This window comes from Nonomuraea sp. NPDC050790 (assembly GCF_044456745.1).
In the GTDB taxonomy this organism is placed as follows: Bacteria; Actinomycetota; Actinomycetes; order Streptosporangiales; family Streptosporangiaceae; genus Nonomuraea.
On sequence record NZ_JBITGF010000006.1, the window covers coordinates 314,733 to 339,288 of the forward strand.

The following is a 24,556-nucleotide window of genomic DNA, read 5'->3' on the forward strand; positions in this document are numbered from 1 at the left end:
GGTGACATGTCCGCTTCTGTGGACGTCCGGGTGCTGCTCGTCGAGGACGACGAGGTGATCCGCAGGTCGGTCGCGATGGCGCTGGAGCGCTACGGCTACCGCGTGAGCACCGCGGCCGACGGGCTGACCGGCCTGGAGATGTCCCGTGAGGGCCGCCACGACCTGCTGCTCCTGGACGTGATGCTGCCCGGCCTCGACGGCATCGGCCTGTGCAGGAAGGTCAGGGAGACGAGCCTCGCGCCGATCCTGATGATGTCGGCCCGCGGCGACTCCCTCGACGTGGTCTCCGGGCTGGAGGCGGGCGCCGACGACTACGTGGTCAAGCCCGTCGACACCGCCGTGCTCGTGGCGCGGATCAGATCGTTGCTGCGGCGGGCCGCGCCGGTTCCCGAGGCGGCGGGGGCGCTGGTGTTCGGCGACCTGTCCATCGACCGGGAAGCGCTGGAGGTCACCAAGGACGGCGCGCCGGTCGCGCTGGCGCCGACGGAGCTGCGGCTGCTGCTGGAGTTCGCGGCCAACCCCGGGATCGTGCTGGACCGGCAGACGCTGCTCGCCAACGTCTGGGACTACGGCTGGAACGGCGACAGCCGCGTCGTCGACCTGTGCGTCCAGCGCCTGCGCAAGAAGATCGGCGCCGACCGGATCGAGACCGTGCGCGGCTTCGGCTACAAGTTGCGCCGATGAGGTCGCTGCGCTGGCGGATCGCCGCGCTGGTGGCCCTCGCCTGCTGCGCGGTGGCCGTGGTCGTCGGCGTGCTGGTCCACCGGAGCACGCTCGAACGCTCGATGGAGGTGGGCAGGGAACGCGCGTACAACGCGCTTCGAGAGGTGCGGCAGGAGACGCCCGCGGCGGAGATCCCGGCGCCCCTGCTGGCCGCCATGCGCGGGCCCGGCGAGCCGGTCTACTGGTACGACGACCGCAACCCCGAGGCCCCCTGGATGTGGGGCGGCCTGCGCGACGGCGACCGGATGCTGACCGTGCAGGTGGACATGGGCGTGCAGATGCGGGCGCTGGTCGCCTTCGACCGGGACGTCGCGTGGGCCTCGCTCGGCGCGCTCGCGGTGATCGTCCCGGTGTCGCTGCTGCTGGCCGAGCTGCCGAACCGCAGGCTGCGCCAGGTGGCCAGGACCGCGCGGCGCATCGCGGGCGGCGACCTGGACGCCCGCATCGCCGGGCCGTCCCGCCGCGGCGACGAGATCGCCGACATCTCCGCCGCCGTCGACTCGATGGCCGACAGCCTCCAGACCCGGCTCCGCAACGAGCAGCGCTTCACCGCCGACGTCGCCCACGAACTGCGGACCCCGCTCATGGGCCTGGTCACCTCCGCCGGGCTGCTGCCGGAGGGTGAGGCGACCGACCTGGTCCGCGACCGGGTGCGGGTGCTGCGCGCGCTGGTCGAGGACCTGCTGGAGATCTCCCGCCTCGACGCGGGCGCCGAGCACGCCGACCTCAGGCCCGTGGACCCGGCCGAGGTGGTCAGGGCCTCCCTCGCGAACACCGCCCTCCCGGTACGGCTGGCCGTCACCGCCCCCGGCGCCGTGGAGACCGACCCCCGCCGCCTCGACCGGATCCTCGCCAACCTGGTCATCAACGCCCACCGCCACGGCGACGCCCCCGTCGAGGTCACCGTGGACGGCCCGACGATCGTGGTCCGCGACCACGGCCCCGGCTTCCCGGCCGCCCTGCTGGCCGACGGCCCGCAGCGCTTCCGCACCGGCGCCGCCGAGCGCGGCAGGGGACACGGCCTGGGCCTGACGATCGCGACCGGCCAGGCCCGCGTCATCGGCGCCGCCCTCACGCTGGCCAACGCCAGGGACGGCGGCGCGGTGGCCACTCTGGTCCTGCCGCCCTCAGCCGCGTGACGACTCCTGCCGGGACGGGCTCAGGCCGGGACGGGCACCCTCTCCGGCTGGGGCACGTGCCTGAGGTGCAGCACGTGTCCCAGCGCGCCGAGGGCCAGCGCGCCCGCGGCCATGGCGGCGCCCACCCAGCCCACGGACGGGTAGCCGAACCCGGCGCTGATGGCCAGCCCCGCCAGCCAGGGCGCGAGGGTGTTGCCGATGTTGAACGCCGAGACGTTCGTGGACCCGGCCAGCGTCGCGGCGGAGCCGGCCAGGGCGTACACGCGGACGTTGACGGCCGGGTTGGTGGCCATGCCGGCGACGCCCATGAGGAAGACGGTGACGACCAGCGCCACCGGTGAGGTGGCCAGGAGGGCGACGCCGGCCGAGGTGACGACCACTCCGGCCATGCCGAGGTAGAAGGTGGCGAACGGGCGGGCGTCGGCCGTGCGCCCGCCGACGGTGATGCCGATCAGGCTGCCGAGCCCGAACAGGGCCAGGATCGGCGAGACCCAGCCCTCTGACAGGCCGGTCGTGCGGGTCAGGAGCGCGCCGAGGTAGCCGAAGCTGGCCATCATGGAGCTGAAGCTCAGCGAGACCGCGCCATAGGTGATCCACAGCCGCAGGTTGGCCATGGCGCGCAGTTCCCTGCGCAGGCTCGGCGCGGCGGTGGCGCCGGTCCTGCCCGCGGGCACCAGGGACAGCACTCCGGCGAAGGCCAGCGCGGTGAGCACGGCGACGGTCCAGAAGGCGGCGCGCCAGTCGGCGTACTGGCTGATGAGCGTGCCCGCGGGCACGCCGAGGACGGTGGAGAGCGTGATGCCGCCCACGACCACCGCCAGCGCCCTCGCCCTGGCTCCGGTGGGCACCATGTCCGTCACGGTGACGGCGGCGACGCCGAAGAACCCGGCGTAGACGAAGGCGCCGACGACGCGGGTGCCGAACAGCAGCCCGTAGTCGGGCGCGAGCGCGCCGACGACGTGCGTGGCGATGAAGATCGCCAGAAACGCCAGCAACGTACGGCGGCGCGGCCACCGCAACGTGAGCGCCGCCAGGAGCGGCGCCCCGATCACCATCCCGATCGCGAACGCCGAGATCAGCAGCCCGGCGTCCGGGACGGTGACGCCCAGGTCGGCGGCCATCGCGGGCAGCAGGCCCGCGAGCATGAACTCCGAGGTCCCCATGGCGAAGATCGCCAGTCCGAGGACGTAGACGGCGAGGGGCATGCGTCTCCCTAGTTTTAGATGGTTCAGTTCAAAATGAGGGCACGCGAAAGGCGCGCGGGGCGGTCAGAAGGCGCTGAGCGCGGTCTGGATGATCACCTCGGCGGCGGCGGGACCGGCCCCGCCGCGCAGCGAGACCTGGATCCCGCTGATGGAGGCGATGACGAAGTGGGCCAGCGCGGTGGCGTCCTTGCCCGCGGCCAGCTCTCCCGAGATCTTGCCCGCCTCGATCGCCGCCCGCAGGGCCTCCAGCCGCCGCTCGTAGTCGCGCTTGAGCATCGCGGCCACGTCGGGGTCGTGCGGGGCCAGTTCGATCATGGTGTTGACCACCAGGCAGCCCTGAGGCAGGCCGTCGTGCGGCTCTACGGCCTCGCGCATCAGGGTCGCGATCTTCTCGCGCACCGGCGCCGGGCCCTCCAATGTCGCGACGATGCCCGCGGTCCTGACCTCCATGTAGTGCCGCAGGGCCTTCTTGAACAGGTGGTGCTTGCTGGTGAAGGTGTTGTAGATGCTGCTGCGGCCGAGCCCGGTGGCCGTGCAGAGGTCCTGGGTGGAGGTGGCCTCGTAGCCGGAGTCCAGGAACGCGCGCATGGCCGCGTCCACCGCGCGCTCCTCGTCGAACTGCCTCGGTCGTGCCATGGGGCCGACGTTAGCACGTTTTGGACTGATCTATCTATTACTCCACGCGGCTGGAACCCGTAGGCTTAGGGACATGTCCCAGCACATCTTGACCGCTGTCGCGTGGCCCTACGCCAACGGCCCCCGCCACATCGGGCACGTCTCCGGGTTCGGCGTGCCGTCCGACGTCTTCAGTCGCTACCAGCGCATGGCGGGCAACAAGGTGCTGATGGTCTCCGGCACCGACGAGCACGGCACCCCCATCCAGGTCCAGGCGGACAAGGAGGGCGTCACGGCGCGGGAGCTGGCCGACCGCTACAACCGGGTCATCGCCGAGGACCTCACCGGCCTCGGGCTGTCGTACGACCTGTTCACCAGGACCACGACGAACAACCACTACGCCGTCACGCAGGAGATCTTCAAGGGCCTCTACGACAACGGCTACATCTTCCCGAAGACCACGATGGGCGCCATCTCCCCGTCCACCGGGCGCACGCTGCCCGACCGCTACATCGAGGGCACCTGCCCCATCTGCGGCTACGACGGCGCGCGCGGCGACCAGTGCGACAACTGCGGCAACCAGCTCGACCCGATCCAGCTCATCAACCCCAAGAGCCGCATCAACGGCGAGACCCCGGTCTTCGTCGAGACCGAGCACTTCATGCTCGACCTGCCCGCCTTCGCCGAGGTGCTCGGCACCTACCTGCAGTCCAAGCAGGGCGAGTGGCGGCCCAACGTGCTCAAGTTCGCCCTCAACCTGCTCGGCGACCTGCAGCCCAGGGCGATCAGCCGCGACCTCGACTGGGGCGTCCCGATCCCGCTCGACGGCTGGAGCGAGCAGGCCAACAAGCGGCTCTACGTCTGGTTCGACGCGGTCATCGGCTACCTCAGCGCGAGCGTGGAGTGGGCCAGGCGCAGCGGCGACCCCGAAGCCTGGCGTCAGTGGTGGCAGAACCCCGACGCCAAGAGCTACTACTTTATGGGCAAGGACAACATCGTCTTCCACGCCGAGATCTGGCCGGCGATGCTGTTCGGCTACAGCGGCATCGGGGCCAAGGGCGGCAAGCCCGGCTCGCTGGGCGCGCTGAACGTGCCGTCCGAGGTGGTCTCCAGCGAGTTCCTGACGATGGAGGGCCGCAAGTTCTCCTCCTCCCGCCAGGTCGTCATCTACGTGCGCGACTTCCTGGCCCGCTACGACGCCGACGCGCTGCGCTACTACATCGCGGTGGCCGGGCCGGAGAACCAGGACACCGACTTCACCTGGCAGGAGTTCGTCAACCGCAACAACGGCGAGCTGGTCGCGGCCTGGGGCAACCTGGTCAACCGCTCGATCTCGATGGCGGCCAAGAACTTCGGCGCCATCCCCGAGGCGGGCGAGCTGACCGACGCCGACCGGGCCCTGCTGGAGCGCTCGCGCATGGCGTTCGCGCCGGTGGGCGCCGAGCTGAACCGCTCGCGCTTCAAGAACGCCATCACCGAGGCGCTCGACGTGGTCCGCGACGCCAACAAGTACCTGGCCGAGCAGGAGCCCTGGAAGCTCAAGGACGACCCGGAGCGGCAGAAGTCGATCCTGTTCACCGCGCTGCAGGTCGTCGACGACGCCAAGACGATGCTGACGCCGTTCCTGCCGTCCTCATCCAACAAGGTCCACGCCATGCTCGGTGGCGAGGGCGTCTGGTCCGGCATGCCGGAGATCCGGGAGGTCGACGAGGACGGCGGCACGCCGTACCCGGTGATCACCGGCGACTACAAGGACGGCGCGCGCTGGGAGCACCGGCCGATCAAGCCGGGCACCCCGCTCGCGCCGCCGGTGCCGCTGTTCAAGAAGCTCGACCCGAAGGTCGTGGACGAGGAGCTCGCCCGCCTGGATAGTCCGGAAGGCTGACCGCCTCCGCGGTCCTCCTGATCGAGCGCGCGATGAGACCCGTCCCCGGCAGATGGGGCAGGAGCTTGGCCTGCCGCGTCATGAGCCAGTTCATGACGCGGCTGGTCGGCACCATGAGCTTGGCCACGCCGTCCGCGGACTTCTGCGCCCCGGCCACGTAGGGGCGCATGATCCGCTCGTAGCCGGCGAACGCCTCCGCGAGGCTCCCGGCCGTGGCCAGCTCACCCGCCAGCACGTACGCCCCGACGACGGCCAGCCCGGTCCCCATGCCCGACAGCGGCGAGGCGCACCAGGCGGCGTCGCCGAGCAGGCCCACCCGCCCCTTCGACCAGCGGTCGAGGTGGATCTGGCTGACCGAGTCGAAGTAGAGGTCGGGCGCCTCGCGCAGGTCCGCCAGCAGCCGCGGCACGACCCAGCCGACGCCGCCGAACTCCCGCTCCAGGACCTCGCGCTGCCCCTCGGCGTCGCGCCGGTCGAGGTCCAGCGGCGGCGTGCCGAACCAGAACACCGCCTTGGCCTCCCGGTTGCCGCGCGCGCTGTAGACGGCTGCCAGCTTGCCGGGCAGCTTCAGGCTCAGGCCCGAGTGGTCCAGCCCGAGCCGGTTGGGCACGGTGAAGACGGCGTTGTACAGCCCCAGGTACGAGGCGAAGCGCTCCTCGGGGCCGAACGCCAGCGCGCGTACCCGCGAGTGCAGCCCGTCGGCGCCGACGACCAGGTCGAAGCGGCGGGTGGGGCCGTGCTCGAAGGTGACCGCCACGCCGTGGGCGTCCTCGTCGAGCGAGGCGATCGAGTCGCCGAAGAGGTACTCGGTGTCGTCCCTGGTCGCCTCGTACAGGATCCTGGCCAGGTCGCCGCGCAGGATCTCCACGTCGCCGGCGAAGATGTCGTCGGGCATCTTGGCCAGCTTCCTGCCCTTCTCGTTGACGCTCCACATCGCGCCCATGTTCGTCTGCTCGCGCTCGACGGCCCCGAGCACGCCCATCTCCCGCAGCACCCGCAGGTGCGCCTTGCCGCGGAAGTCGACGGCGTAGCCGCCGTCACGCAGTTCGGGCGCGCGTTCGACGACGGTCGTGCGCAGGCCGTACCGGTTGAGCCACAACGCCAGCGCGGGGCCGGCGACGCTCGCGCCGGAGATCAGGATGTCCATGCCGACGAGCGTCGCGGGCCGCGCTCACCGCCTCCTCACCGCCGGCTCACCGCTCATCGCGGCGATCACGTCCAGCGGTGAGGCGCGGATGGCCTCGTGGGAGACGCCCGCGAGCGTGAGCGCCTCCTGCCTGCCCATCCGCGTGCCCGCCCGGTGCGCGGCCGCGTACGCCCGCTCGCCGAGCGCCGCACGGGCGCGCGCCTCCGCCGCGAGCCGGTCCTCGTCCCCGGGTACGGCGGCGCCGCGCAGCACCACGGCCGCCCCCAGCAGCCTGGCCGCCTCGGCCGGCGCCGCGAGCCCGGCCAGCGCCTCGACCGCCCGCGCGCTCTCCGGAACCGCCCCGGTCGCCACCGCGACCTCGACCGCCTGCCGGTAGGCAGCGGCGGCGGCGACCTGGTCGCCCTCGGCCTCGGCCATCCGCCCGAGACCGACCAGCACCCGGGTGTGGTTGCCCGAGCTCTTGATCCATCCGGGGTCGGAGCGGGCCAGCGCCTGCGCGTACAGCTCGCGGGCCGAGGGCAGGTCGCCGGCCAGCCGCGCCAGGTCGCCGAGACCGCGCAGGGCGGCGGCGAGGTAGGTGGGGATGCCCGAGCGCCTGGCCACCTCCGCGGCCAGCTCGTAGTCGGCCCGCGCGGCCTCGGGGTCGTCGCGCTGGCGCAGGTCGCCCCGGTTGCACAGCAGGTCGGCGTGGTCCTCGCTGGCGCCCAGCAGCTCGGCCAGCTCCAGCGCCCTGCTCGTGCGCTCCAGCGCCGCGGCGCGGTCGCCGGTGGTGGCCTCCAGCCAGGCCAGCGAGTCGAGGGCCAGCACCGCGCCCCAGCGGTCGCCGAGATCCTGGAACCCTGCCAGCGCGGCGGTGAGCCCGGCGTGCGCGGTGGCGTACTCGCTGTCGGCCATCTGCGGGTAGGCCCAGATCAGCCGGGCCATGGCGCGGGCCCAGGGGTCTTCGTCGCGGTCGGCGCGGGCCAGCACGCGCAGGACGGTCTCCGGGTCGCCGCCGCCGGCGGTCATCAGCGGCCACAGGAACGTCAGCAGCGGATGGCGGTGGCCCCGGTCGATCAGGACGCCGGCCCGCCGGAGGTAGCGCGGCTCGCCCGCGATCAGCGCGCACAGCGCGTAGTCGTCGCCGAGCGTGGGGTCCGGCTCCGGTCCCGCCGCGGCCAGCAGCGCCGCGGCCTCGGCCATGGCGCTCGTGCGCAGGCCGCGCATCCACAGGTAGCAGGCCAGCGCGCCGACCAGCCGCAGGCCCAGCTCGACCGCGCCGGACTCGGCGGCGAAGCGCAGCGCCTCGCGCAGGTTGGCGTGCTCGGCGGCCAGCGCGTCCAGCCAGCGGAGCTGCTCGCCCCGGCGCAGGTGGGGGTCGGCCTCGCGGGCCAGGTCGAGGTAGTAGGACGCGTGGGCCTGCCGTACGGCGTGGGGGTCGTCGAGCTTTTCCGCGCAGAAGGCGCGGATCGTGGCGAGCATGCGGTAACGGCCGCCCGAGACCTCCACGAACGACTTGTCGGCGAGCGAGTCGAGCAGCGCCTCCGCGTCCGGCAGGCCGCTGACCCGCGCGGCGGCCGCGGCGCGCGCACCGCCGGCGAACACGGTCAGCCGCGCGGCCATCGCCCGCTCGTCGGCGCTGAGCAGGTCCCAGCTCCACGCCACGACCGCGCGCAGCGTGCGGTGCCTGGCCGCCGCGGTACGGCTGCCGCGCGACAACAGCGGAAACCGCTCGGACTCCAGGCGTACGGCCAGCTCGGCGGCCTCGTGGGTGCGCATGCGGGCGGCGGCCAGCTCGATCGCCAGCGGCAGCCCGTCCAGGGCCACGCAGATCGACTCCACCGCCGCCCCGCCCGCGAAGTCCGGCCGCACCGCCCGCGCCCGGTCGGTGAACAGCCTGACCGCCTCCGACGGCGGCAGCGGCCGCACCGGCCACAGGTGCTCGGCCGTCACCCCCAGCGGCTCGCGGCTGGTCGCCAGGACGCGCACGCCGGGACAGGCGGTGAGCAGGCGTTCCGCGAGCGCGGCCACATCGCCGACGATCTGCTCGCAGTTGTCCAGAACGAGCTGCAGTTCGCGCCCGGCCAGCGCGGCGACCAGGCGTCCGGCGGGAGACTGCTCGCGCTCTCCCCGAGGGTGCAGGCCGCCGTCGCGGATGCCGAGCGCGGCCATCATGACCTGCGGCAACTGCTCGCCGTCGCGGACCGCCGCCAGCTCCACGAGCTGCTGGTCCGGCCGCCCGCGCACGACCTCGGCGGCCAGCCTGGTCTTGCCGACCCCGCCGGGACCGAGCAGCGTCACCAGTCTGGCCCGCGTCAGCAGTTCGCCCACCCGCGCCGCGTCCTCCTCCCGGCCGACGAAGCTGGTGAGCGCGGGCGCGGGCCCGCTGACCTGCGGTTCCTGCCCGAGCAGCAGCTCCCTGTGGATGGCCGACAGCTCCGGCGAGGGGTCCGCGCCCAGCTCCTCGGCCAGGAGCGCGCGGGTGCGCTCGTAGACGAGCAGGGCCTCGGCGGGACGGCCGTCGGCGTGCAGGGCGCGCATGAGCTGCGCACGCGGGCGCTCACGCAGCGGGTGGCGCTCGACCAGCTCGCCGAGCACGTCCAGCGCCGCGCGATGCGCGCCGCGCCGCAGGTCGGACTCGGCCAGGTCCTCCAGAGCGGCGAGCTGCCGCTCCTCCAGATGTACGGCCGGCGCCGGTGACGCCCACTGCCCCAGCGCCTCCCGCAGCAGCTCGGCGGCCCGATCCGGGTCGCCGGAGCCGAGCGCCCGCCTGCCCTGCTCCGCCAGGCGCAGGAAGCGGTGCACGTCGACGTCGTCGGGGTCCACGTTCAGCACGTATCCGGCCGGCACGCGCTCCACCGCGACGCCGTCGCGGCGCAGCCTGGACACCTGGGATTGCAGGGCGTGGTGCGCGTCCTTGGGCGGGCGCTCGCCGTACACCTCGTCGATGAGCAGGCCGGCGGCGACCGCGCGGCCGGGACGCAGCAGGAGCGCGGCCAGCAGCGCGCGGCGGGCCGGTCCGCCGAGCGGGACCTCGCTCCCGTCCGCCCGCCAGGCGCGGACCGCACCGAGCACGCCGAACCGCATGCCAGCCACTATAAGGTTGGGTCGCGTGAGCAAGAGTCCCGCTGTTCCCGAGCCGTTGGGCGCCGAGGTCTTCGACAGCCACTGCCACCTCGACATCATGGTCGGCAACCGGCAGGCCGGCTCCGGCGACCCGGTGGCGCAGGCCGCCCAGGCGGCGGCGGCCTCGGTCGAGACGATCCTGGCCGAGGCGCGTTCCGTGGGGGTCACCAGCCTGGTGACGATCGGCTACGACCTGACCTCCTCGCGGTGGAACGCTCAGGTCGCCGCCGAGCACGAGGGCGTCTACGCGGGCGCGGCCATCCACCCCAACGAGGCCCACGCGGCCACGCCGGAGGTGCTGGCGGAGATCGAGTGGCTCGCGGGCCGCCCGGAGGTGCGCGCCGTCGGCGAGACCGGGCTCGACTACTACCGTGACTGGGCCTCCAAGGACGACCAGCACGCGAGCTTCCGCGCGCACATCGAGATCGCCAAGCGCACCGGCAAGGCGCTGGTGATCCACGACCGCGACGCGCACGACGACGTGCTGAAGGTGCTGGCCGCGGAGGGCGCTCCGGACGTCGTGGTCTTCCACAGCTTCTCCGGCGACGCCGAGATGGCCGCGAAATGCGTCGAGGCCGGATATTTCATGTCGTTCTCCGGCCCGGTCACCTACAAGAACGCCGGTTACCTGCGCGAGGCCGCCGCGCTCGCGCCCGCCGAGCTGATGCTGGTCGAGACCGACGCCCCCTACCTGCCGCCGGTGCCCCACCGGGGCAGGCCCAACGCGCCCTACCTCATCCCGCTGACCCTGCGCTGCCTGGCCGAGGTCAAGGGGGTCCAGCCGGAGGTGCTGTGCGAGGCGATCACCGCCAACGGGGCCACGGTCTTCGGCATCTTTTCGTGAACCGGTAGAGGCGGGCCGCCGGGCGCCGCTAGCGTCGGGCGCCCGAGTCTCTCCGGAGGTCGCCCATGCGTGGCAGAAGGCGCGCTCCGCGCCCGCGGGTCCCGTGGCGCTCGCCCTGGACGCCGGTGGTCGGCGTGGCCGCGGTGGCGGTCGCGGGCGCGCTGGTGGCCGTCGCGAGCATGGCCAAGGACATCAAGCTCGTCGTGGACGGCGAGACCGTCGTGATGCGCAGCTTCGCCGGATCGGTGTTCGAACTGCTGACGGAGGCCGAGGTGGCGGTCGGGCTTGGCGACTACCTTCGGCCCGGCGGGCACGACCAGGTCGTCGACGGCGCCACGATCGTGGTCAGGCACGCGCGGCCGTTCCGGGTGACCGTCGACGGCCGCACCAGCAACCGCATGGTGACCGCGACGAACGTGGCCGACGCGCTGGCCGAGCTGGAGATCGACCACGCGGGCGGGCGGCTGTCGGCCCCGCCCGACGGGGCGGTGCCGCTGTCGGGGATGTCGCTGACCATGTACACCTCGCGGCGCGTGCAGGTGATCGCCGGGAAGGTCCGCAAATGGGTCAGGACCACCGCTGGAACGGTCCGGCAGGTGCTGCGGCAGGAGCGGATCAGGACGCCTCGGGGGTACAAGGTCTCGCCGTCGCCGGACAGCTTTCCCAGGCAGGGGACGGTGATCAGGGTGACGCCGCCCGGACCGGTGCTGCCGCCGCGCACGGTGCCGGTGCAGGCGGAGGTGGCGGGGCTCAACTGGGCGGGGCTGGCGCAGTGCGAGTCGAACGGCAACCCCAGGGCGGTCAACCCGGCCGGGCCCTACTACGGGATGTACCAGTTCAGCCTGGCGAGCTGGCAGTCGGTCGGCGGGGCGGGGACGCCGGTGATGTGGCCGGCGGAGGAGCAGACCTACCGGGCCCAGCTGCTGTACCAGCGGGTGAGCGGCCGGTGGGAGGGGCAGTGGCCGCACTGCGGGGCCCGGTTGTTCGGCTGATCGGGGTCAGCCGGCGAGCGCGTCGCCGAGTTGGGTGCTGCCGGGGGCGCGGTAGGTCTGGATTTTTCCGGATTTGAGGTCCAGGACGGCTACGGCGCCGCCCGGACTGGCCGTCGGCATGCCGACGGCCAGGCTTGTCGTGGTGAGGGCGGCCGACCAGGGCTCCGGCTGCTGCCAGGGGCGGGCTTCCGTGGGCGGCGCCTGCCACGCGCCGTCGCTCCACACCACCGCGTAGCCCTGGGACGAGGCCGCCAGCAGGGTGGGCTCCGCGGTGCTGCTCAGCCCGGACCTGGGCTGGCCGTCGTCCGGGGTGGGCTCCGTCTTCCTACTCAGCCTGGACTTGGGTTGGCCGTCGTCGTCATGGACCCGCACCTGGCCGCAGCCGCCCACGACGAAGCCCCGGTGGTAGGCGAGGGTGGCTGCGTAGCCGCGAGTGGGGTCGTGATCGAGGGCGGTGGCTCGGTTGTTGGTGGCGGTGTGGTCGCGGCAGGTCGTGGGTGGGCTCAGCCTGGTCGCCCGGTCGCCGACCAGCGTGGCCGTCCCCTCGTACGGCGTGCCCACGAGCACCGCGTCCGGTCCCATCGCCAGGGCGGTGCCGAAGCGGTCGTAGGGTTCGCTGGTGCCCGGGATGCCGGGGGAGTCCTGGGTGATCGTGCGGTGGATCGTCCCCTTTCTTGCCAGGTGGACGGAACCGGCGGCGGTGACGCCGTCGGCGTCGTCGTGCGGGGCGCCGACCGCGATCCGGTCGCCGTGGACGGCCAGGGACTCGCCGAACGCCGCTCCCGGTCTCGGGGTGGGGGCCACCAGCTTTCCCGGTGGTTTGCTGCCGCCGCCGTACAGGATGTAGACGGCGCCCGCGCCCGGCATGCCCGCCACGTCCGTGTACGGCGCGCCCGCCACCACGTCCGCGCAGCCGTCGCCGTCCAGGTCGCCCATGGCCACGGCGGCGCCCAGGCCCCTGGCGGCCTTGTCCGGGGACGGGAGCTTGATCACCTTTCCCGCGGTGATCAGGTAGAGCGCGCCTGGGCCGCCGCGCCACTGCTCGGTGTCGCCTGCCACCAGGTCGTCGCGGCCGTCGCCGTCCATGTCGCGCGGGGTGGCCTTGGCGCAGTCGGCGGCGGGGCGGCGGTCACCGTCCGCCGCGGTGCAGGCCGTCAGCAGCAGGATCATGATCACCGCCACGACCTTCATCTCACCCCGCCTCCATCTCCGCCCGTCCTCGTCTCCGCCCGTCCTCGTCTCCGCCCGTCTCCGGCTCGCCCTGTCTTCGCCTTGGTCGTCTCCGGTTCAGCTCATTGGCCCGTCAGGCTGGCGCCGAAGTCGGCGCCGGTTGAGGGTTCGGCGCGGGTCACGTCGTCGGTGTTGCGGCCCAGGATGGCGACCTGGCCCGCTCTGCCCGCGTCTGGCTGGCCCGCCAGCAGGCGGTTGCCGCTGAACGCCACCGCCCAGCCGTCCAGGTTCAGGCGCCGGTCCTGACCGGAGGGCTGGAACGAGGTGAGCAGGACGCCGCCGCCGTACGGACTGCCCACGGCCAGCCGTCCGTCCGGCGAGATCGCCAGCGCGAAGCCGAAGCCCTGACCGCCCTGGCGGATGGTGCGGGCCGGGCGCAGGTCAGGGGTGTAGAGCTGCACGTAGCCGGGGCCGGGCGCGCTCACGGCCAGGCCCACGCCGTCGGTGTAGGCGAGCGCGTAGCCGAACCGGTCGCCGGCCTTCTTGGTGGGGGAGTCCCACTTCAGGCCCTGCAGGCGCGGGGCGGTGGCATCGGCGATGATCGTGATCTGGCCTGAGTGGATCTTGCCCGTCCCGACCTGGCGGCCCGCCCCGTCGTCGTTCTCGTACGGCACGCCGACGAACAGCTCCCGATCCTTGGACAGCGCCACCGAGTAGCCGAACTGGTCGCCGACCTCGCCGTTGCCCGGCACTTCCGGCGATTCCTGACTTATCCGTCTAAGGGGTGTGATGGGGGATTTGAGGTATACGGAGCCTGTGTCGGCGGTCTGGGCCTCGTCCTCATGGGGGGCGCCTATGGCCAGGAGGTTGCCCGTCGCCGCCAGGGACCAGCCGAAGTGGGCGTCCTGCTGGGGTTGCGGGGCGGTGAGTAACTGGGGCGGCTGGGCGGCGCCGCCGTACAGGATGTGGACCGCGCCCGCGTCGCGCACGCCCTTCACGTCCGTGTACGGCGCGCCCACCACCAGGTCGGCGCAGGTGTCGTCGTTGACCATGGCGAGCTTCACCGACCAGCCGAACGCGTCCCCCTCGGCCAGGGGCGGCTGGGGGACGCTCGTCACGTTCGTGCCGGACAGCGGGTGGACCGCGCCCTTGCCGCCGTTGGCGAAGGGGTCGCCCGCGGCGGCGTCGAAGGCGCTCTGGCCCGTGCAGGCCGTCTGGGCGGAGGTGAAGGGCAGGGCGGTCAGGCCGAGGATGAGGAGGGTACGCACGATCATGACAGGCGCACCTCGATCTGCTTGCCGCCGGTGAACATCGTGCCGGACAGCCGCGCCGCCTTCCTGACCGGCGGCAGGTCGAACACGAACACGCCGTCGAAGCGGCCCCCCGCCGTCAGCGCGGCCGGGAGCTGGGAGGAGACCGGGAGCGGGTCGTGGCGGCCGTTCCTGTCGTCGATGAGGGTGAGGGCGGGGGTGCCGACCGTGGTGAGCTCGCCGCCGGGGTTGAGCATGGTCCAGCGGAGCAGGCAGAACTGGCCGTTGGCGGGGGTGGCGCCCTGGTATCCGGCCACGCCGCACTCGGGGGCGGTCGCGATGATCAACTGCGGGCCGTCGAAGGCGGCGCTGAGCTGGAACCTGCGGCCGACGTCGGTGATCGTCGTACTTTCCGCCCGCGGGGTGTCGCGGACCGCGGGGCTGTTGCGCGAGCCCTGCCAGATCAGGACGCCAGTGGTCAGCGCCAGCGCCAGTACGGCTGCCGCCGCCGCCATCAGCCAGCGGGTGCCTCTGGTCCGCGGGCGCTCCGGGGGGTAGCCGGGCGGAGGAGAGGTGGCGTACTCGACGGGTGGGAGGAGTTCCGCGGGCTCCTGGATCGTGGTGCCCTGGGCCGGCTGGGGCCGGGCGGCGGGGGCGGTCGCGGGGAGCCGGGGCGGCGGGGTGGGGGTGATCGAGAAGGTGGCGGTGATGTCGGGGGTGTCGACGACGTTCTGGGGTGGCTGCCAGTCGCGGAGCAGTTCGGTGCCGGCCAGCGTGGGTGGGTCGGCCGCCGGTGCCGGGGCGCCGCCGCTGACCAGGGCGAGGAGGAGGTCCTGGGCGGTGGGGCGCTGGGTGGGGTCCATGGCGGTGGCCCGCCGTACCAGATCGTCGAGGGGCGCGGGCAGCCTGCCGATGTCCGGCGGCCCGTTGAGCACGCGGGTGGCCAGCGTGATCACGTCGCCGCGCCCGAACGGGTGGCGGCCGGTTCCGGCATAGGAGACCAGGCAGCCCCAGGAGAAGACGTCGGCGGCGGGGGTGACCTGCTCGCCGCGTACCTGCTCGGGGGCCCACCAGCCGGGGCTGCCGAGGAGCTCGCCGGACAGGGTGAAGCCGGTCTCGCGGTCCAGGGCGCGGGCGATGCCGAAGTCGATCACGCGGGGGCCGGAGAGGCTGAGGATGACGTTGGCCGGCTTGAGGTCGCGGTGGACCAGCCCGGCGACGTGGATGGCGGCCAGGGCCGCGGCCACCCCGAGGGCGACGCCGTGCAGGGGACCGGCCTCCAGAGCGCCGAATCTCGCGATCTGCTCCGACAAAGGCGTGCCTGCGATGAATTCCGTGACCATGTAGGGACGGCCTTCGTCGCTGTTGCCGTTGTCGAGAACCTGGGCGGTGCAGAACGAGGCGACCCGCCGGGCGTTGTCCACCTCGGCGTGGAAGCGGGCCGCGAAGCCTTCCTGGTTCGCGAACTCCGACTTCACCACCTTCACCGCGACAAATCGCCCGCCTGGCGCCCGTGCCAGGAAAACCGTGCCCATGCCGCCCTCGCCGAGCCGGCCGAGCAGCCGATAAGGGCCGATTTCCCGGGGATCCGTCGGGCGTAGTGGCGCGGCGCCCGTTGGCTCCATCAGGGATGTCCCTTCGTCTTTCACGCCATCCTCCCCTGTGGTGCCCCCCGTCCGCTATCTCAGGTTCTTCGGTGCGGGAGACTAGTTGGATGATGGACCTGCTAGGCCCGGTAGAAATACGTAATTTGGCGGACAAGCTCGATCTTCGTCCGACGAAGCGACTCGGGCAGAACTTCGTGATCGACGGCGGCACCGTCCGCCGCATCGTCCGGGTGGCCGAGGTCGGGCCGGACGACGTCGTGATCGAGGTGGGGCCGGGGCTGGGGTCCTTGACGCTGGCGCTGCTGGCGTCCGCTCGGCACGTGGTGGCGGTGGAGATCGATCCGGTGCTGGCCGCGCAGTTGCCGGTGACGGTGGCTGGGCGTGGCCTGTCGGAGAAGCTGACCGTGGTGGGGGCCGACGCGTTGCGGATCGGTGCCGACGACTTGTCCGGATATTTGCCGACAGCCTTGGTCGCGAACCTCCCCTACAACGTGGCCGTCCCCGTCGTGCTCCACCTGCTGGAGGCGCTGCCGTCGCTGCGCAAGTCGCTGGTGATGGTCCAGGCCGAGGTCGCCGACCGGCTCGCCGCCGCACCCGGCTCCAAGGTGTACGGCGTGCCGTCCGTCAAGGCCGCCTGGTACGCCGACGTGCGCAGGGCCGGGCCGGTGGGACGCACGGTGTTCTGGCCCGTCCCCAACGTGGACTCCGGCCTGGTCTCCCTGACCCGCCGGGAGCCCCCTGCCACGTCGGCGACGCGTGAACAGGTGTTCGCCGTCATCGACGCCGCCTTCGCCCAGCGCCGCAAAACCCTCCGAGCCGCCCTGTCCACGTGGGCCGGCAGCCCTTCCGCCGCCGAGACCGCCTTGCGGGCGGCAGGCGTCGATCCGTCGGCACGAGGCGAACAACTCGACATCACCGCCTTCACCCGCATCGCCGAAAACACCCCCTGACGCCTTGCGGGATCGGATCTTACCGGCCCGCTCTTCCCCCGAAACGCCCTCAGCCCATGCGCGCCCTGACCACGCGGGTCACCTCAGCGGGCAGCGAGAATGCGGGTGACGGTGGCCGACAGCGTGCGTACACCGTGTGTGGTGGTGGGGTCGATCCCGGTCAGTTCTCTCGTCCGGCGCAGACGGTAATCAAGAGTGCGGGGATGCACGAACAGGTGGCTCGCGGTCGCCAGCCGGTTCATGTCGTGCCGGTAGAAGGCGTCGAGGGTGGCCACCAGATCCGGTCCCAGGGAGAGCCGATGGGCCACCTGCCGCAGCCATTGGTCGGCCTCAGGCACCCGGGACGCCCCAAGCTCGACGAAGACGTCGGCGATGGTGCTGACCCGGCGCGGGACGTGCTCGACGGCGGCCGCCCGGCTGATCTGCCGGGCCAGAGACAGAGCGCCGGGCAGGGCCGACACACTCGCGGTGGCGGCGCCGACGGCACAAGGACGTCCAACGGACTCGGCGAACGCGGTGACCAGCGGCAACGCCCGCTTCTGGTCATGATCCGAGGCGGGCAGCAACACGACGAACTCCAGCCGGTCGTTCCACCGCATGGGCAGCCGCTCCATGTCGACCAGGACCCCGAGAATCTCGGCCCGAGCGGCGGAGTCAGGCCGGAAATCCGGATCGGCGATCCGTACGACCGTCACCGTGTAATGCGAGGCCGCCGGCATATCCAACAGAAACCCGAGCTCAGCGGCAGGATCGCCGGCAAGCAAAGCAGTGGCGAACTGCTGCACCCGTTCACCATCCGCCAGAAGATGTCGCTGCCCGTCCAGAAACCCCCGTGTATAGGCGTCCTGCGCGGGGATCCCCTGCTGGCCGAACCACCCGAGCGTCCTCAGCAGGTCGTTCAGCACCGCCGTCCCGGCCGCCTCCTGCACTTCGTGCATCTCCCGCACCATGAGCGTGGTGTGCATACCGAGCACCCGCCGGGCGGAATCCAGCGAGACCCCGGCACGCCCGCGTTCGTGCCCGACCGAGGCGATGACGGCCAGGTCCTCGTCGGTGAACGGCTGATCGTCGGAAGCGAGTTCCACGGTACGGCGCCGCAGCAGCACCGCGAAGTCCAGCACCGCCGCGTGGGCGCGGTCACTGGCGGCCATCGTCCGCCATTCAGGCAGGTCACGCGCATAAACCTGGACCGCCCTGCGCGCATTGGCGTCCACCCGTTTCGCCATCATGCCGAAGAAGTCACTCACCCGAACCCCCCAGTGAGACCCGTGCCTTCGTCGTCATTCGTGTGGACGCCCGCTCTGGATTACAGAAGTCGGGAGATTTATCAGATCTGGTGAATGCGCATCGGATTGCCAATGCCGTTTCATCACAGCCCGCAAACCACCGGAAACAGCCTTGCCTTCACAGAATTGGCGCGGCGTTAATTGAGGCGTCCAAACTCACCTCACATTTCCGGAGGACCCGAGAAATGAAACACCGTCTGGCCGCAATCCTCGCCGCGATCTCGGTGGGCCTGACGCTGCTGTGCGCCGCCGGCGCCACGGCGGCCTCCGCCACCACGGACCCCGTCCAGCAGAAGATCGACAAGATCCTGGCCGAGAGCCCCGGAGGCAAGCAGACCAGCAAGAACACCATCGCCTGGCAGAACGGCGACATCATCCTGACCCTGGTAGCCAAGAACGCCAGAACCCAGGCGGCGGACGTCGCGCCCTGCCCCGACGGCCGGTTCTGCCTGTTCAGCGACTCCAACTTCGGGGGGAGCGTCGTTTCATTCCGCGACAGGCTCTGCGACAACCGCGTCGTCAATCTGACCGCGTTCAATTTCAACGACGTGACCTCGTCCTGGGCCAACAACACCGACTTCGACGTCGACGTGTGGTCGGACATCGGCCTGGGTGGCGGCCGGCTCTTCCAGATGTTCTCCTTCACCGAGAGCGCCGGTCTGTCCAGGAGCCTTAACGACAAGGCGTCCAGCCTGAACTGCTTCTAGGCAATTCACCCCACACGCCCGTGGCGGTCCTGCAATGACGCAGGACCGCCATGGTGCATTCCTACAAACTCACCGCCACTCCCGCGCCCTGCTCGCGCACTCCAGCGTCCGGCACCCTCCGCGCCCGGCACCCCCGCGCCCGGCACCTCCAGCGCCCGGCACCTCCAGCGCCCGGCACCTCCAGCGCCCGGCACCTCCAGCGCCCGGCGCCCCCAGCGTCCGGCCCCCAGCGTCCGGCACCCCCGCGCCCTGCTCGCGCGCTCCAGGGCACGGCACTCCCGCGCCCGGCACCCCCAGCGCCCGGCACCCCCAGCGCTCGAAATTTCCGCGCCCGGGCACTCCAGCGTTCAGCGCTCTCTTCGCCGAGCGCCTCTACGGCGGGACGGCAATGCCGTACCCCGGTTGTCCACAGCCCGTCGCGCGAACCCGCGTGATCGTCCCCAGAACCGCGTTCGCCCCTGAAACCGCCACCCGATCCGCACGATCCTGGGCCTCCCATCCATCCAACCCAGGAGAACACCATGATGTGGCTCACCCTCGGCGGCGGCTTCCTGGCCACGCTGAGCACCGTCCCCGCGCCGAGCGCCGAGTGCCAGGTGGTCATCACCATCCCGGCCCCGAACGCGCGTACAACCGGCCTGGAATCCGAGACCTTTTTCGTCAGTCCCGTCGCCCGAGAGGTGAAGCGGGTGATCACCCTCCCAGCAGTGGCCTGCACCAAAGTCATCGCGATCAGGCCCGCACCAACCCACCCTCCCCATCCCTGGCCATCCACCCCCATCACCATCAAACCGGAAAGACCGACCCCCAACCCCAAAGAGGAGACCCCGAACCCCACCCCCAGGGACGAGTCCCCCAACCCGACACCGAGAGGTGAGACCCCCAATCCGACTCCCAGGGGCGATGCTCCCAAGCCGACACTCGGAGGTGAGGCCCCCAAGCCAAAACCCAAGGGTGAGGCCCCCAAGCCCGCGGCCAAGGGCGAGACGGCGGCCAAGGCGGCCCTGTCCAAGCTGGGCACCCCGTTCTCCTGGGGCGGCGGCGCCGCATCCGGCGCCACCAGAGGCATAGGCAGAGGCGCGAACACCGTCGGCTTCGACTGCAGCGGCCTGACCCTGTACGCATGGTCGAGGGCAGGCGTGACCCTGGGCCACTACACGGGCACCCAGTTCCGCCAGGGCCGCCGCGTGGCGCTGTCCGACCTGCGCAAGGGCGACCTGCTCTTCTTCGGCGGCGGCACAGGCGACCCCACCCACGTGGGCCTGTACCTGGGCGACGGCATCATGATCCACGCCCCCAAGACAGGCGACGTGGTCAGAAAGACCGCCTTCCTCAAGTCCACGTACTACCGCTCCACCTACCGAGGCGCCGTCCGCCCCGGCTAACCCAAACACCCTCACCCAGCCAACCCCACCCCACCCGCCCGGCCAACCCCACCCACGTGGCCACGGCCCCCGACCCCCACCACCGGCGGGCCGTGGCCACCCACCCCACCCCGGCCACCAGCGGGCCGCAGTCACCGCCCCACTGACCCACCTCAACCGCGAGTCCTCACCCCCGTCACCCGATCCGTGATCCCGTGTCTCGCATACCAAGGCCGCTGCACGCCCTGCTGTCCCTTCGCTGGTAGCTGCTAACTAGTCGGGGGTGTGGGTGGGTGGCGCGGGTCGGGGTGGTGGGGGGTGGGGAGGGTTAGTGGGGTTGGGTGCAGGTTTTGACCAGGGCGGAGACCAGAGGGGTGAGGGTGGTTTGGTCGGCTGGGGCGTTGGGTTCGTACTCGGTGATGCCGAGGCCGACGATCTCGTGCCGGTCAGCCACGGCTTCCACCAAGGTCAGCAACTGGTCGGGTCGCAAGCCGTCAGGAGCCGGTGCCCCGACAGATGTGAAGTGCTCGGGATCCAGCACGTCCAGGTCGATGTGGACGTAGACGACCACCTCGCCGTCGGCGGCCCGCGCAACCCCGTCCAGCAGGACGTCCGGCTCAACCAGATCCTCCACACGAAGGTGACGAACCCCGTGCTCCTCGATGAACTCGGCCTCGGCCGCATCCAGATCACGCGACCCGGCGAGGACGATCCGCCGGGGGTTCAGGCGAACCTCGGGCAGCAGCTCAGGATGTCCCTCGCCGGTGAGCGCCCGCAGGACCATCCCGTGAAAGGCCCCGGAAGGAGAGGTGTCGGGCGTGTTCAGATCCCCGTGGGCGTCGAACCACAGCACCACCAGCCGATCCCCATACCGGCGCACAGCCGCGGCGATCGGCTCCAGGTCGACCCCGCAGTCACCGCCCATCGTCACCGGGAAGCCCTGGACACCGGCCTGGGCGGCGCGGACGCGGGAGGCGGTGACGGCGAGTTCGGCGGGGGAGGTGCCCTCCGCCACCTCGACCCGCACCCGGTCGCCGCCGGGCACCATCCCGGCCAGCAGGTCCGCGCCCTTGACGAGGCGCTCGGCCGTACGGGAGCTGGACGACCGCCACTGCGGCACTTCGAATACCGAAATCACTGTCATCTGCCCACGATGCACCATCTCCGGACGAAGAGCACGGTCGGGGTGACGTGCGGATTCGGGTTGGGGCGTGGGGCGGCCGGGAGCCCGCTACCATCGAGGGTCCTGACTCCGAGGCGACGGAAGTGGCAGAAGATCGATGAGTTCGGTGACCGTACGGGTGCCCGCGAAGGTCAATGTGCAGCTTTCCGTCGGACCCTTGCGTGACGACGGCTACCACGACCTCGTGAACGTCTTCCACGCCGTCTCGATCTTCGACGAGATCGAGGCCAGGGAGTCGGAACAGGTCAAGGTGAGCGTGGTGGGCGAGTGGGCCGACCAGGTGCCGCTCGACGACGGCAACCTGGCCATCCAGGCCGCCCGCGCGCTGGCCAAGCACGCGGGCCGCAGCTACGGCGTGGAACTGGTCATCAGGAAGGCGATCCCGGTCGCCGGGGGGATGGCGGGGGGAAGCGCCGACGCGGCCGGTGCGCTGGTGGCGTGCAACGAGCTGTGGGGGCTTGGCCTGCCGGACGAGGACCTGATGGAGATCGCCGCGGACCTGGGCAGCGACGTGCCGTTCTCGCTGCTCGGCGGCACCGCGGTCGGCACCGGGCGGGGCGAGGTGCTGTCCGCTCTGGAGACCGGTGGCACCTTCCACTGGGTGTTCGCGGTCGCCGACGGCGGCCTGTCGACGGCGAGGGTGTATGCCGAGTGCGACCGACTGCGCGAGGCCACCGGCGAGGCGGTCGGCTGGCCGCAGGTCAGCGAACCCCTGCTGGACGCCCTGCGCACCGGCGACGCGGCCGCGCTGGGTGCGGTCCTCACCAACGACCTGCAGCCCGCCGCCCTCATGCTGCGCCGCAGCCTGGCCCGCACACTGGAGACCGGCCGCGAGCTCGGCGCGCTCGGCGCCATCGTCTCGGGCTCCGGCCCGACCTGCGCCTTCCTGGCCACCGACGCCGAACACGCCCGCGAGCTGTCCGTCGCCCTCGCCGCCTCCTCCACCTGCCACACCGCCGTCCCCACCACGGGCGCCGCGCCTGGCGCCCAAGTGCTCTGACAAGCCCGCCGCGCCTTGAAGGTCCGCTCCTCTTCCATCCGTTACGGCTGCGCCCGCCCCGCTGTGCCCGGTGGAGGTCTTTTGCCATCCGTTACGGCTGCGCCAACGTGCCGGCCCGCCGTGCCTGGTGGAGGTGTTTTGCCATCCGTTACGGCTGCGCCAACGTGCCGGCCCGCCGTGCCTGGTGGAGGTGTTTTGCCATCCGTTACGGCTGCGCCACCCCACCCGCCCCGCCGTACCTGGTGGAGGTCTGTCGAGCGATGGTCGTGAGGGCTCACGTGGCGCTCGCCGTAACAACTCCGCCCTTGACCCCCTGAGGGCGCCATGTTGAGCGGACCCATCCGCGCGCTCTGCCTGGCGTGGTGCCGGTCAGTCCGTGTGGCGTGACCGCTTGGGGTGGTTGGGCGTGGGGGTTGGGTGGCGTTGGGTTGCCAGTACGCTGGGACGGCCATGAATCTGGTCAATCTTGAGTCTGTTTCCCATGCCTACGGCCCCAAGCCGTTGCTCAGCGATGTCTCCCTCGGTGTGGAGGCCGGTGAGCGGATCGGGGTCGTCGGGCGCAACGGCGGTGGCAAGACCACGCTGCTGGCGGTGATCTCGGGTGAGGTCAGGCCGGACAGCGGGCGGGTCACGCACAACCGCGGTCTGCGGATCGGTGTGCTCGCCCAGCAGGACACGCTCGATCCTGGGCTCAGCGTGCGCGAAACCGTCCTGGGCGGGCGGGCTGAGCATGAGTGGGCCGGTGACCAGGGGGTACGGGAGATTCTGGCCAACCTGATCGGCGACCTCGACCTGGAGTCGAAGGTTTCGGAGCTGTCGGGCGGGGAGCGGCGGCGTACGGCGCTGGCCAAGCTGCTCATCGACGAGCACGAGCTGATCATGCTCGACGAGCCCACGAACCACCTGGACATCGAGGCCATCGCCTGGCTGGCCGGGCACCTGGCCACCCGCAAGAGCGCGCTCGTCGTGGTGACGCACGACCGGTGGTTCCTCGACGCCGTCTCCACGCGCACGTGGGAGGTCGTGGACGGCAGGGTCGAGCGGTATGAGGGGGGTTACGCGGCTTATGTCCTGGCCAAGGCCGAGCGGGCCCGCATCGCCCAGGCCGCCGAGGAACGCCGCCAGAACCTCATGCGCAAGGAGATCGCCTGGTTGCGCCGGGGCCCGCCCGCGCGTACCTCGAAGCCGAAGTTCCGCGTCGAGGCCGCGCAGGCGCTGATCGCCAACGAGCCGCCGGCGCGCGAGAGCGTGGAACTGGTGAAGTTCGCGACGGCGCGGCTGGGCAAGACCGTGTACGACCTTGAGGCCGTCACCCTCCACGCCGGTGGCCCGGGGAGTGGGCCGTTGGTGCTCGACGGGTGCACGTGGCAGTTCGGGCCGGGTGACCGGATCGGGCTGATCGGGGTCAACGGCTCCGGCAAGTCGTCGGTGCTGAGGCTGCTCGCGGACACGGTCCAGCCGGACTCGGGCCGCGTGGTGCGCGGCAGGACGGTCCGGTTGGCACATCTTTCCCAGGAACTGGCCGAACTGGACCCGACGCGCCGCGTACTGGAGACCGTCGAGGAGATCCGCAAGTACATCCAGGTCGGCAAGCGCGAGTGGACCGCCTCCCAGCTCCTCGAACGCCTCGGGTTCAAGGGCGAGGCGCAGTGGAAGGTCGTCGGCGACCTGTCGGGCGGGGAGCGGCGGCGGCTGCAGTTGCTGCGCCTGCTCATGGACGATCCCAACGTCCTGCTGCTCGACGAGCCCACCAACGACCTCGACATCGAGACGCTGAACGAGCTCGAGGACCTGCTGGACGGCTGGCCCGGCACGCTGATCCTGGTCAGCCACGACCGCTACTTCCTGGAGCGCGTGGCCGACCGCTGCGTGGCGCTGCTCGGCGACGGCAGGCTGTCGATGCTCCCGGGCGGCGTAGACGAGTATCTGGACCGCCGCGCGGCCGGCACGGCCCTGACCGCCCGCCTGGCCTCCGCCCCATCCGGTACGGCTCCCGCCACCCCGCCCCCGTCCGAAACCCCCTCGGGCCTGTCGGCCAAGGAGGAACGCGAACTCCGCAAGGAACTGAGCCGCCTGGAGCGCCAGCTAGACAAGCTCGCGGGCCAGGAGGCGAAGCTGCACGAACAGATGGCGGAGGCGGCCAGCGACTACGCGAAGCTCGGCTCGCTGGACGCCCAACTGAAGGACATCCAGTCCCAGAAGGACACCGTCGAAGCCGAATGGCTGGAAACCGCCGACCGCCTCGGCGAGTAGCCGGCGTACCGCGTGGCCGATCGGCTTGGCACACGCGGCGCGATGGGCCTGCGGCACGAGGCGTGTGTCGGTTTGGCACACGCGGCGCGATGGGCGGCACGAGGCGTGGTCGGGTTGGCGCGCGGGGCGCG

The 24,556-nt window shown here is 71.8% G+C and carries 19 protein-coding genes; 10 read left to right on the top strand and 9 right to left on the bottom strand.

All coding sequences use genetic code 11. The features are described 5' to 3' along the window. The first annotated feature begins 6 nt into the window (after positions 1-6). Together cseB and ACIBEJ_RS30820 are read left to right on the top strand one after the other, a co-directional pair. On the top strand, positions 7-684 hold the full coding sequence (gene cseB / locus ACIBEJ_RS30815) for a two-component system response regulator CseB (protein WP_397186367.1): 678 nt from the start codon (positions 7-9) through the stop codon (positions 682-684). After that, positions 681-1,862, top strand: a complete 1,182-nt coding sequence (locus tag ACIBEJ_RS30820) for an ATP-binding protein (RefSeq protein ID WP_397186368.1) — start codon at positions 681-683, stop codon at positions 1,860-1,862. Before cseB ends, ACIBEJ_RS30820 begins: the two co-directional genes overlap by 4 nt. Positions 1,863-1,882: 20 nt before the next feature. Here ACIBEJ_RS30820 and ACIBEJ_RS30825 read toward each other — a convergent pair whose 3' ends face one another. Together ACIBEJ_RS30825 and ACIBEJ_RS30830 are read right to left on the bottom strand one after the other, a co-directional pair. After that, a complete protein-coding gene (locus tag ACIBEJ_RS30825; RefSeq protein ID WP_397186369.1) occupies positions 1,883-3,067 on the bottom strand; it encodes a Cmx/CmrA family chloramphenicol efflux MFS transporter in 1,185 nt (394 codons plus the stop codon). Between the two features lie 63 nt (positions 3,068-3,130). Beyond that, positions 3,131-3,703, bottom strand: a complete 573-nt coding sequence (locus ACIBEJ_RS30830) for a TetR/AcrR family transcriptional regulator (protein ID WP_397186370.1) — start codon at positions 3,701-3,703, stop codon at positions 3,131-3,133. 73 nt (positions 3,704-3,776) lie between these two features. On the opposite strand from ACIBEJ_RS30830, the gene metG reads away from it, so the two are divergent. Next, positions 3,777-5,567: a methionine--tRNA ligase gene (metG, locus tag ACIBEJ_RS30835; protein WP_397186371.1), complete on the top strand. Its 1,791-nt coding sequence runs from the start codon at positions 3,777-3,779 to the stop codon at positions 5,565-5,567. Here the strand turns inward: metG and ACIBEJ_RS30840 are convergent. Together ACIBEJ_RS30840 and ACIBEJ_RS30845 are read right to left on the bottom strand one after the other, a co-directional pair. Continuing rightward, positions 5,503-6,714: an FAD-dependent monooxygenase gene (locus tag ACIBEJ_RS30840; RefSeq protein ID WP_397186372.1), complete on the bottom strand. Its 1,212-nt coding sequence runs from the start codon at positions 6,712-6,714 to the stop codon at positions 5,503-5,505. The two genes, metG and ACIBEJ_RS30840, sit on opposite strands and share 65 nt — an antisense overlap. A 24-nt stretch (positions 6,715-6,738) precedes the next feature. Then, entirely contained in the window at positions 6,739-9,780 is a 3,042-nt protein-coding gene (locus ACIBEJ_RS30845; protein WP_397186373.1) for an ATP-binding protein, read from the bottom strand. Here ACIBEJ_RS30845 and ACIBEJ_RS30850 point away from each other — a divergent pair. Together ACIBEJ_RS30850 and ACIBEJ_RS30855 are read left to right on the top strand one after the other, a co-directional pair. Further along, the gene (locus tag ACIBEJ_RS30850) at positions 9,779-10,663 is read left to right on the top strand and encodes a TatD family hydrolase (RefSeq protein ID WP_397186374.1); all 885 of its coding nucleotides are present in this window, start codon (positions 9,779-9,781) and stop codon (positions 10,661-10,663) included. The genes ACIBEJ_RS30845 and ACIBEJ_RS30850 overlap by 2 nt on opposite strands. Positions 10,664-10,728: 65 nt before the next feature. Beyond that, positions 10,729-11,655, top strand: a complete 927-nt coding sequence (locus tag ACIBEJ_RS30855; protein ID WP_397186375.1) for a ubiquitin-like domain-containing protein — start codon at positions 10,729-10,731, stop codon at positions 11,653-11,655. A gap of 6 nt (positions 11,656-11,661) precedes the next feature. Here the strand turns inward: ACIBEJ_RS30855 and ACIBEJ_RS30860 are convergent, their stop codons facing one another. From ACIBEJ_RS30860 to ACIBEJ_RS30870, 3 genes are all read right to left on the bottom strand, one after another. Next, positions 11,662-12,846 carry an FG-GAP-like repeat-containing protein gene (locus ACIBEJ_RS30860; protein WP_397186376.1) on the bottom strand — a complete coding sequence of 395 codons (1,185 nt, stop codon included), beginning with the start codon at positions 12,844-12,846 and terminating at the stop codon, positions 11,662-11,664. 101 nt (positions 12,847-12,947) lie between these two features. Further along, complete coding sequence (locus ACIBEJ_RS30865; RefSeq protein WP_397186377.1) at positions 12,948-14,099, bottom strand: hypothetical protein; 1,152 nt, start codon at positions 14,097-14,099, stop codon at positions 12,948-12,950. Next, positions 14,096-15,700 (bottom strand): serine/threonine-protein kinase, encoded by a 1,605-nt coding sequence (locus ACIBEJ_RS30870; RefSeq protein ID WP_397186378.1) that lies wholly within the window; start codon positions 15,698-15,700, stop codon positions 14,096-14,098. Before ACIBEJ_RS30870 ends, ACIBEJ_RS30865 begins: the two co-directional genes overlap by 4 nt. A 92-nt stretch (positions 15,701-15,792) precedes the next feature. On the opposite strand from ACIBEJ_RS30870, the gene rsmA reads away from it, so the two are divergent. Next, entirely contained in the window at positions 15,793-16,632 is an 840-nt protein-coding gene (gene rsmA, locus ACIBEJ_RS30875) for a 16S rRNA (adenine(1518)-N(6)/adenine(1519)-N(6))-dimethyltransferase RsmA (protein ID WP_397186729.1), read from the top strand. A gap of 83 nt (positions 16,633-16,715) precedes the next feature. Here rsmA and ACIBEJ_RS30880 read toward each other — a convergent pair whose 3' ends face one another. After that, positions 16,716-17,879: a PucR family transcriptional regulator gene (locus tag ACIBEJ_RS30880; RefSeq protein ID WP_397186379.1), complete on the bottom strand. Its 1,164-nt coding sequence runs from the start codon at positions 17,877-17,879 to the stop codon at positions 16,716-16,718. 224 nt (positions 17,880-18,103) lie between these two features. Here ACIBEJ_RS30880 and ACIBEJ_RS30885 point away from each other — a divergent pair, with 224 nt between their 5' ends. Continuing rightward, on the top strand, positions 18,104-18,625 hold the full coding sequence (locus ACIBEJ_RS30885) for a peptidase inhibitor family I36 protein (RefSeq protein ID WP_397186380.1): 522 nt from the start codon (positions 18,104-18,106) through the stop codon (positions 18,623-18,625). Between the two features lie 521 nt (positions 18,626-19,146). Next, entirely contained in the window at positions 19,147-20,010 is an 864-nt protein-coding gene (locus ACIBEJ_RS30890; protein WP_397186381.1) for an NlpC/P60 family protein, read from the top strand. 307 nt (positions 20,011-20,317) lie between these two features. On the opposite strand, the gene ACIBEJ_RS30895 is transcribed toward ACIBEJ_RS30890, so the two are convergent. After that, positions 20,318-21,133 carry an arginase family protein gene (locus tag ACIBEJ_RS30895; protein ID WP_397186382.1) on the bottom strand — a complete coding sequence of 272 codons (816 nt, stop codon included), beginning with the start codon at positions 21,131-21,133 and terminating at the stop codon, positions 20,318-20,320. A 136-nt stretch (positions 21,134-21,269) separates the two neighbouring features. Between ACIBEJ_RS30895 and ACIBEJ_RS30900 the strand changes: the two genes are divergently transcribed. Continuing rightward, positions 21,270-22,172, top strand: coding sequence for a 4-(cytidine 5'-diphospho)-2-C-methyl-D-erythritol kinase (locus ACIBEJ_RS30900; RefSeq protein WP_397186383.1), 903 nt, complete (start codon positions 21,270-21,272; stop codon positions 22,170-22,172). A 450-nt stretch (positions 22,173-22,622) separates the two neighbouring features. Continuing rightward, positions 22,623-24,425 (top strand): ABC-F family ATP-binding cassette domain-containing protein, encoded by a 1,803-nt coding sequence (locus tag ACIBEJ_RS30905; RefSeq protein ID WP_397186384.1) that lies wholly within the window; start codon positions 22,623-22,625, stop codon positions 24,423-24,425. The last annotated feature ends 131 nt before the right edge of the window (positions 24,426-24,556 follow it).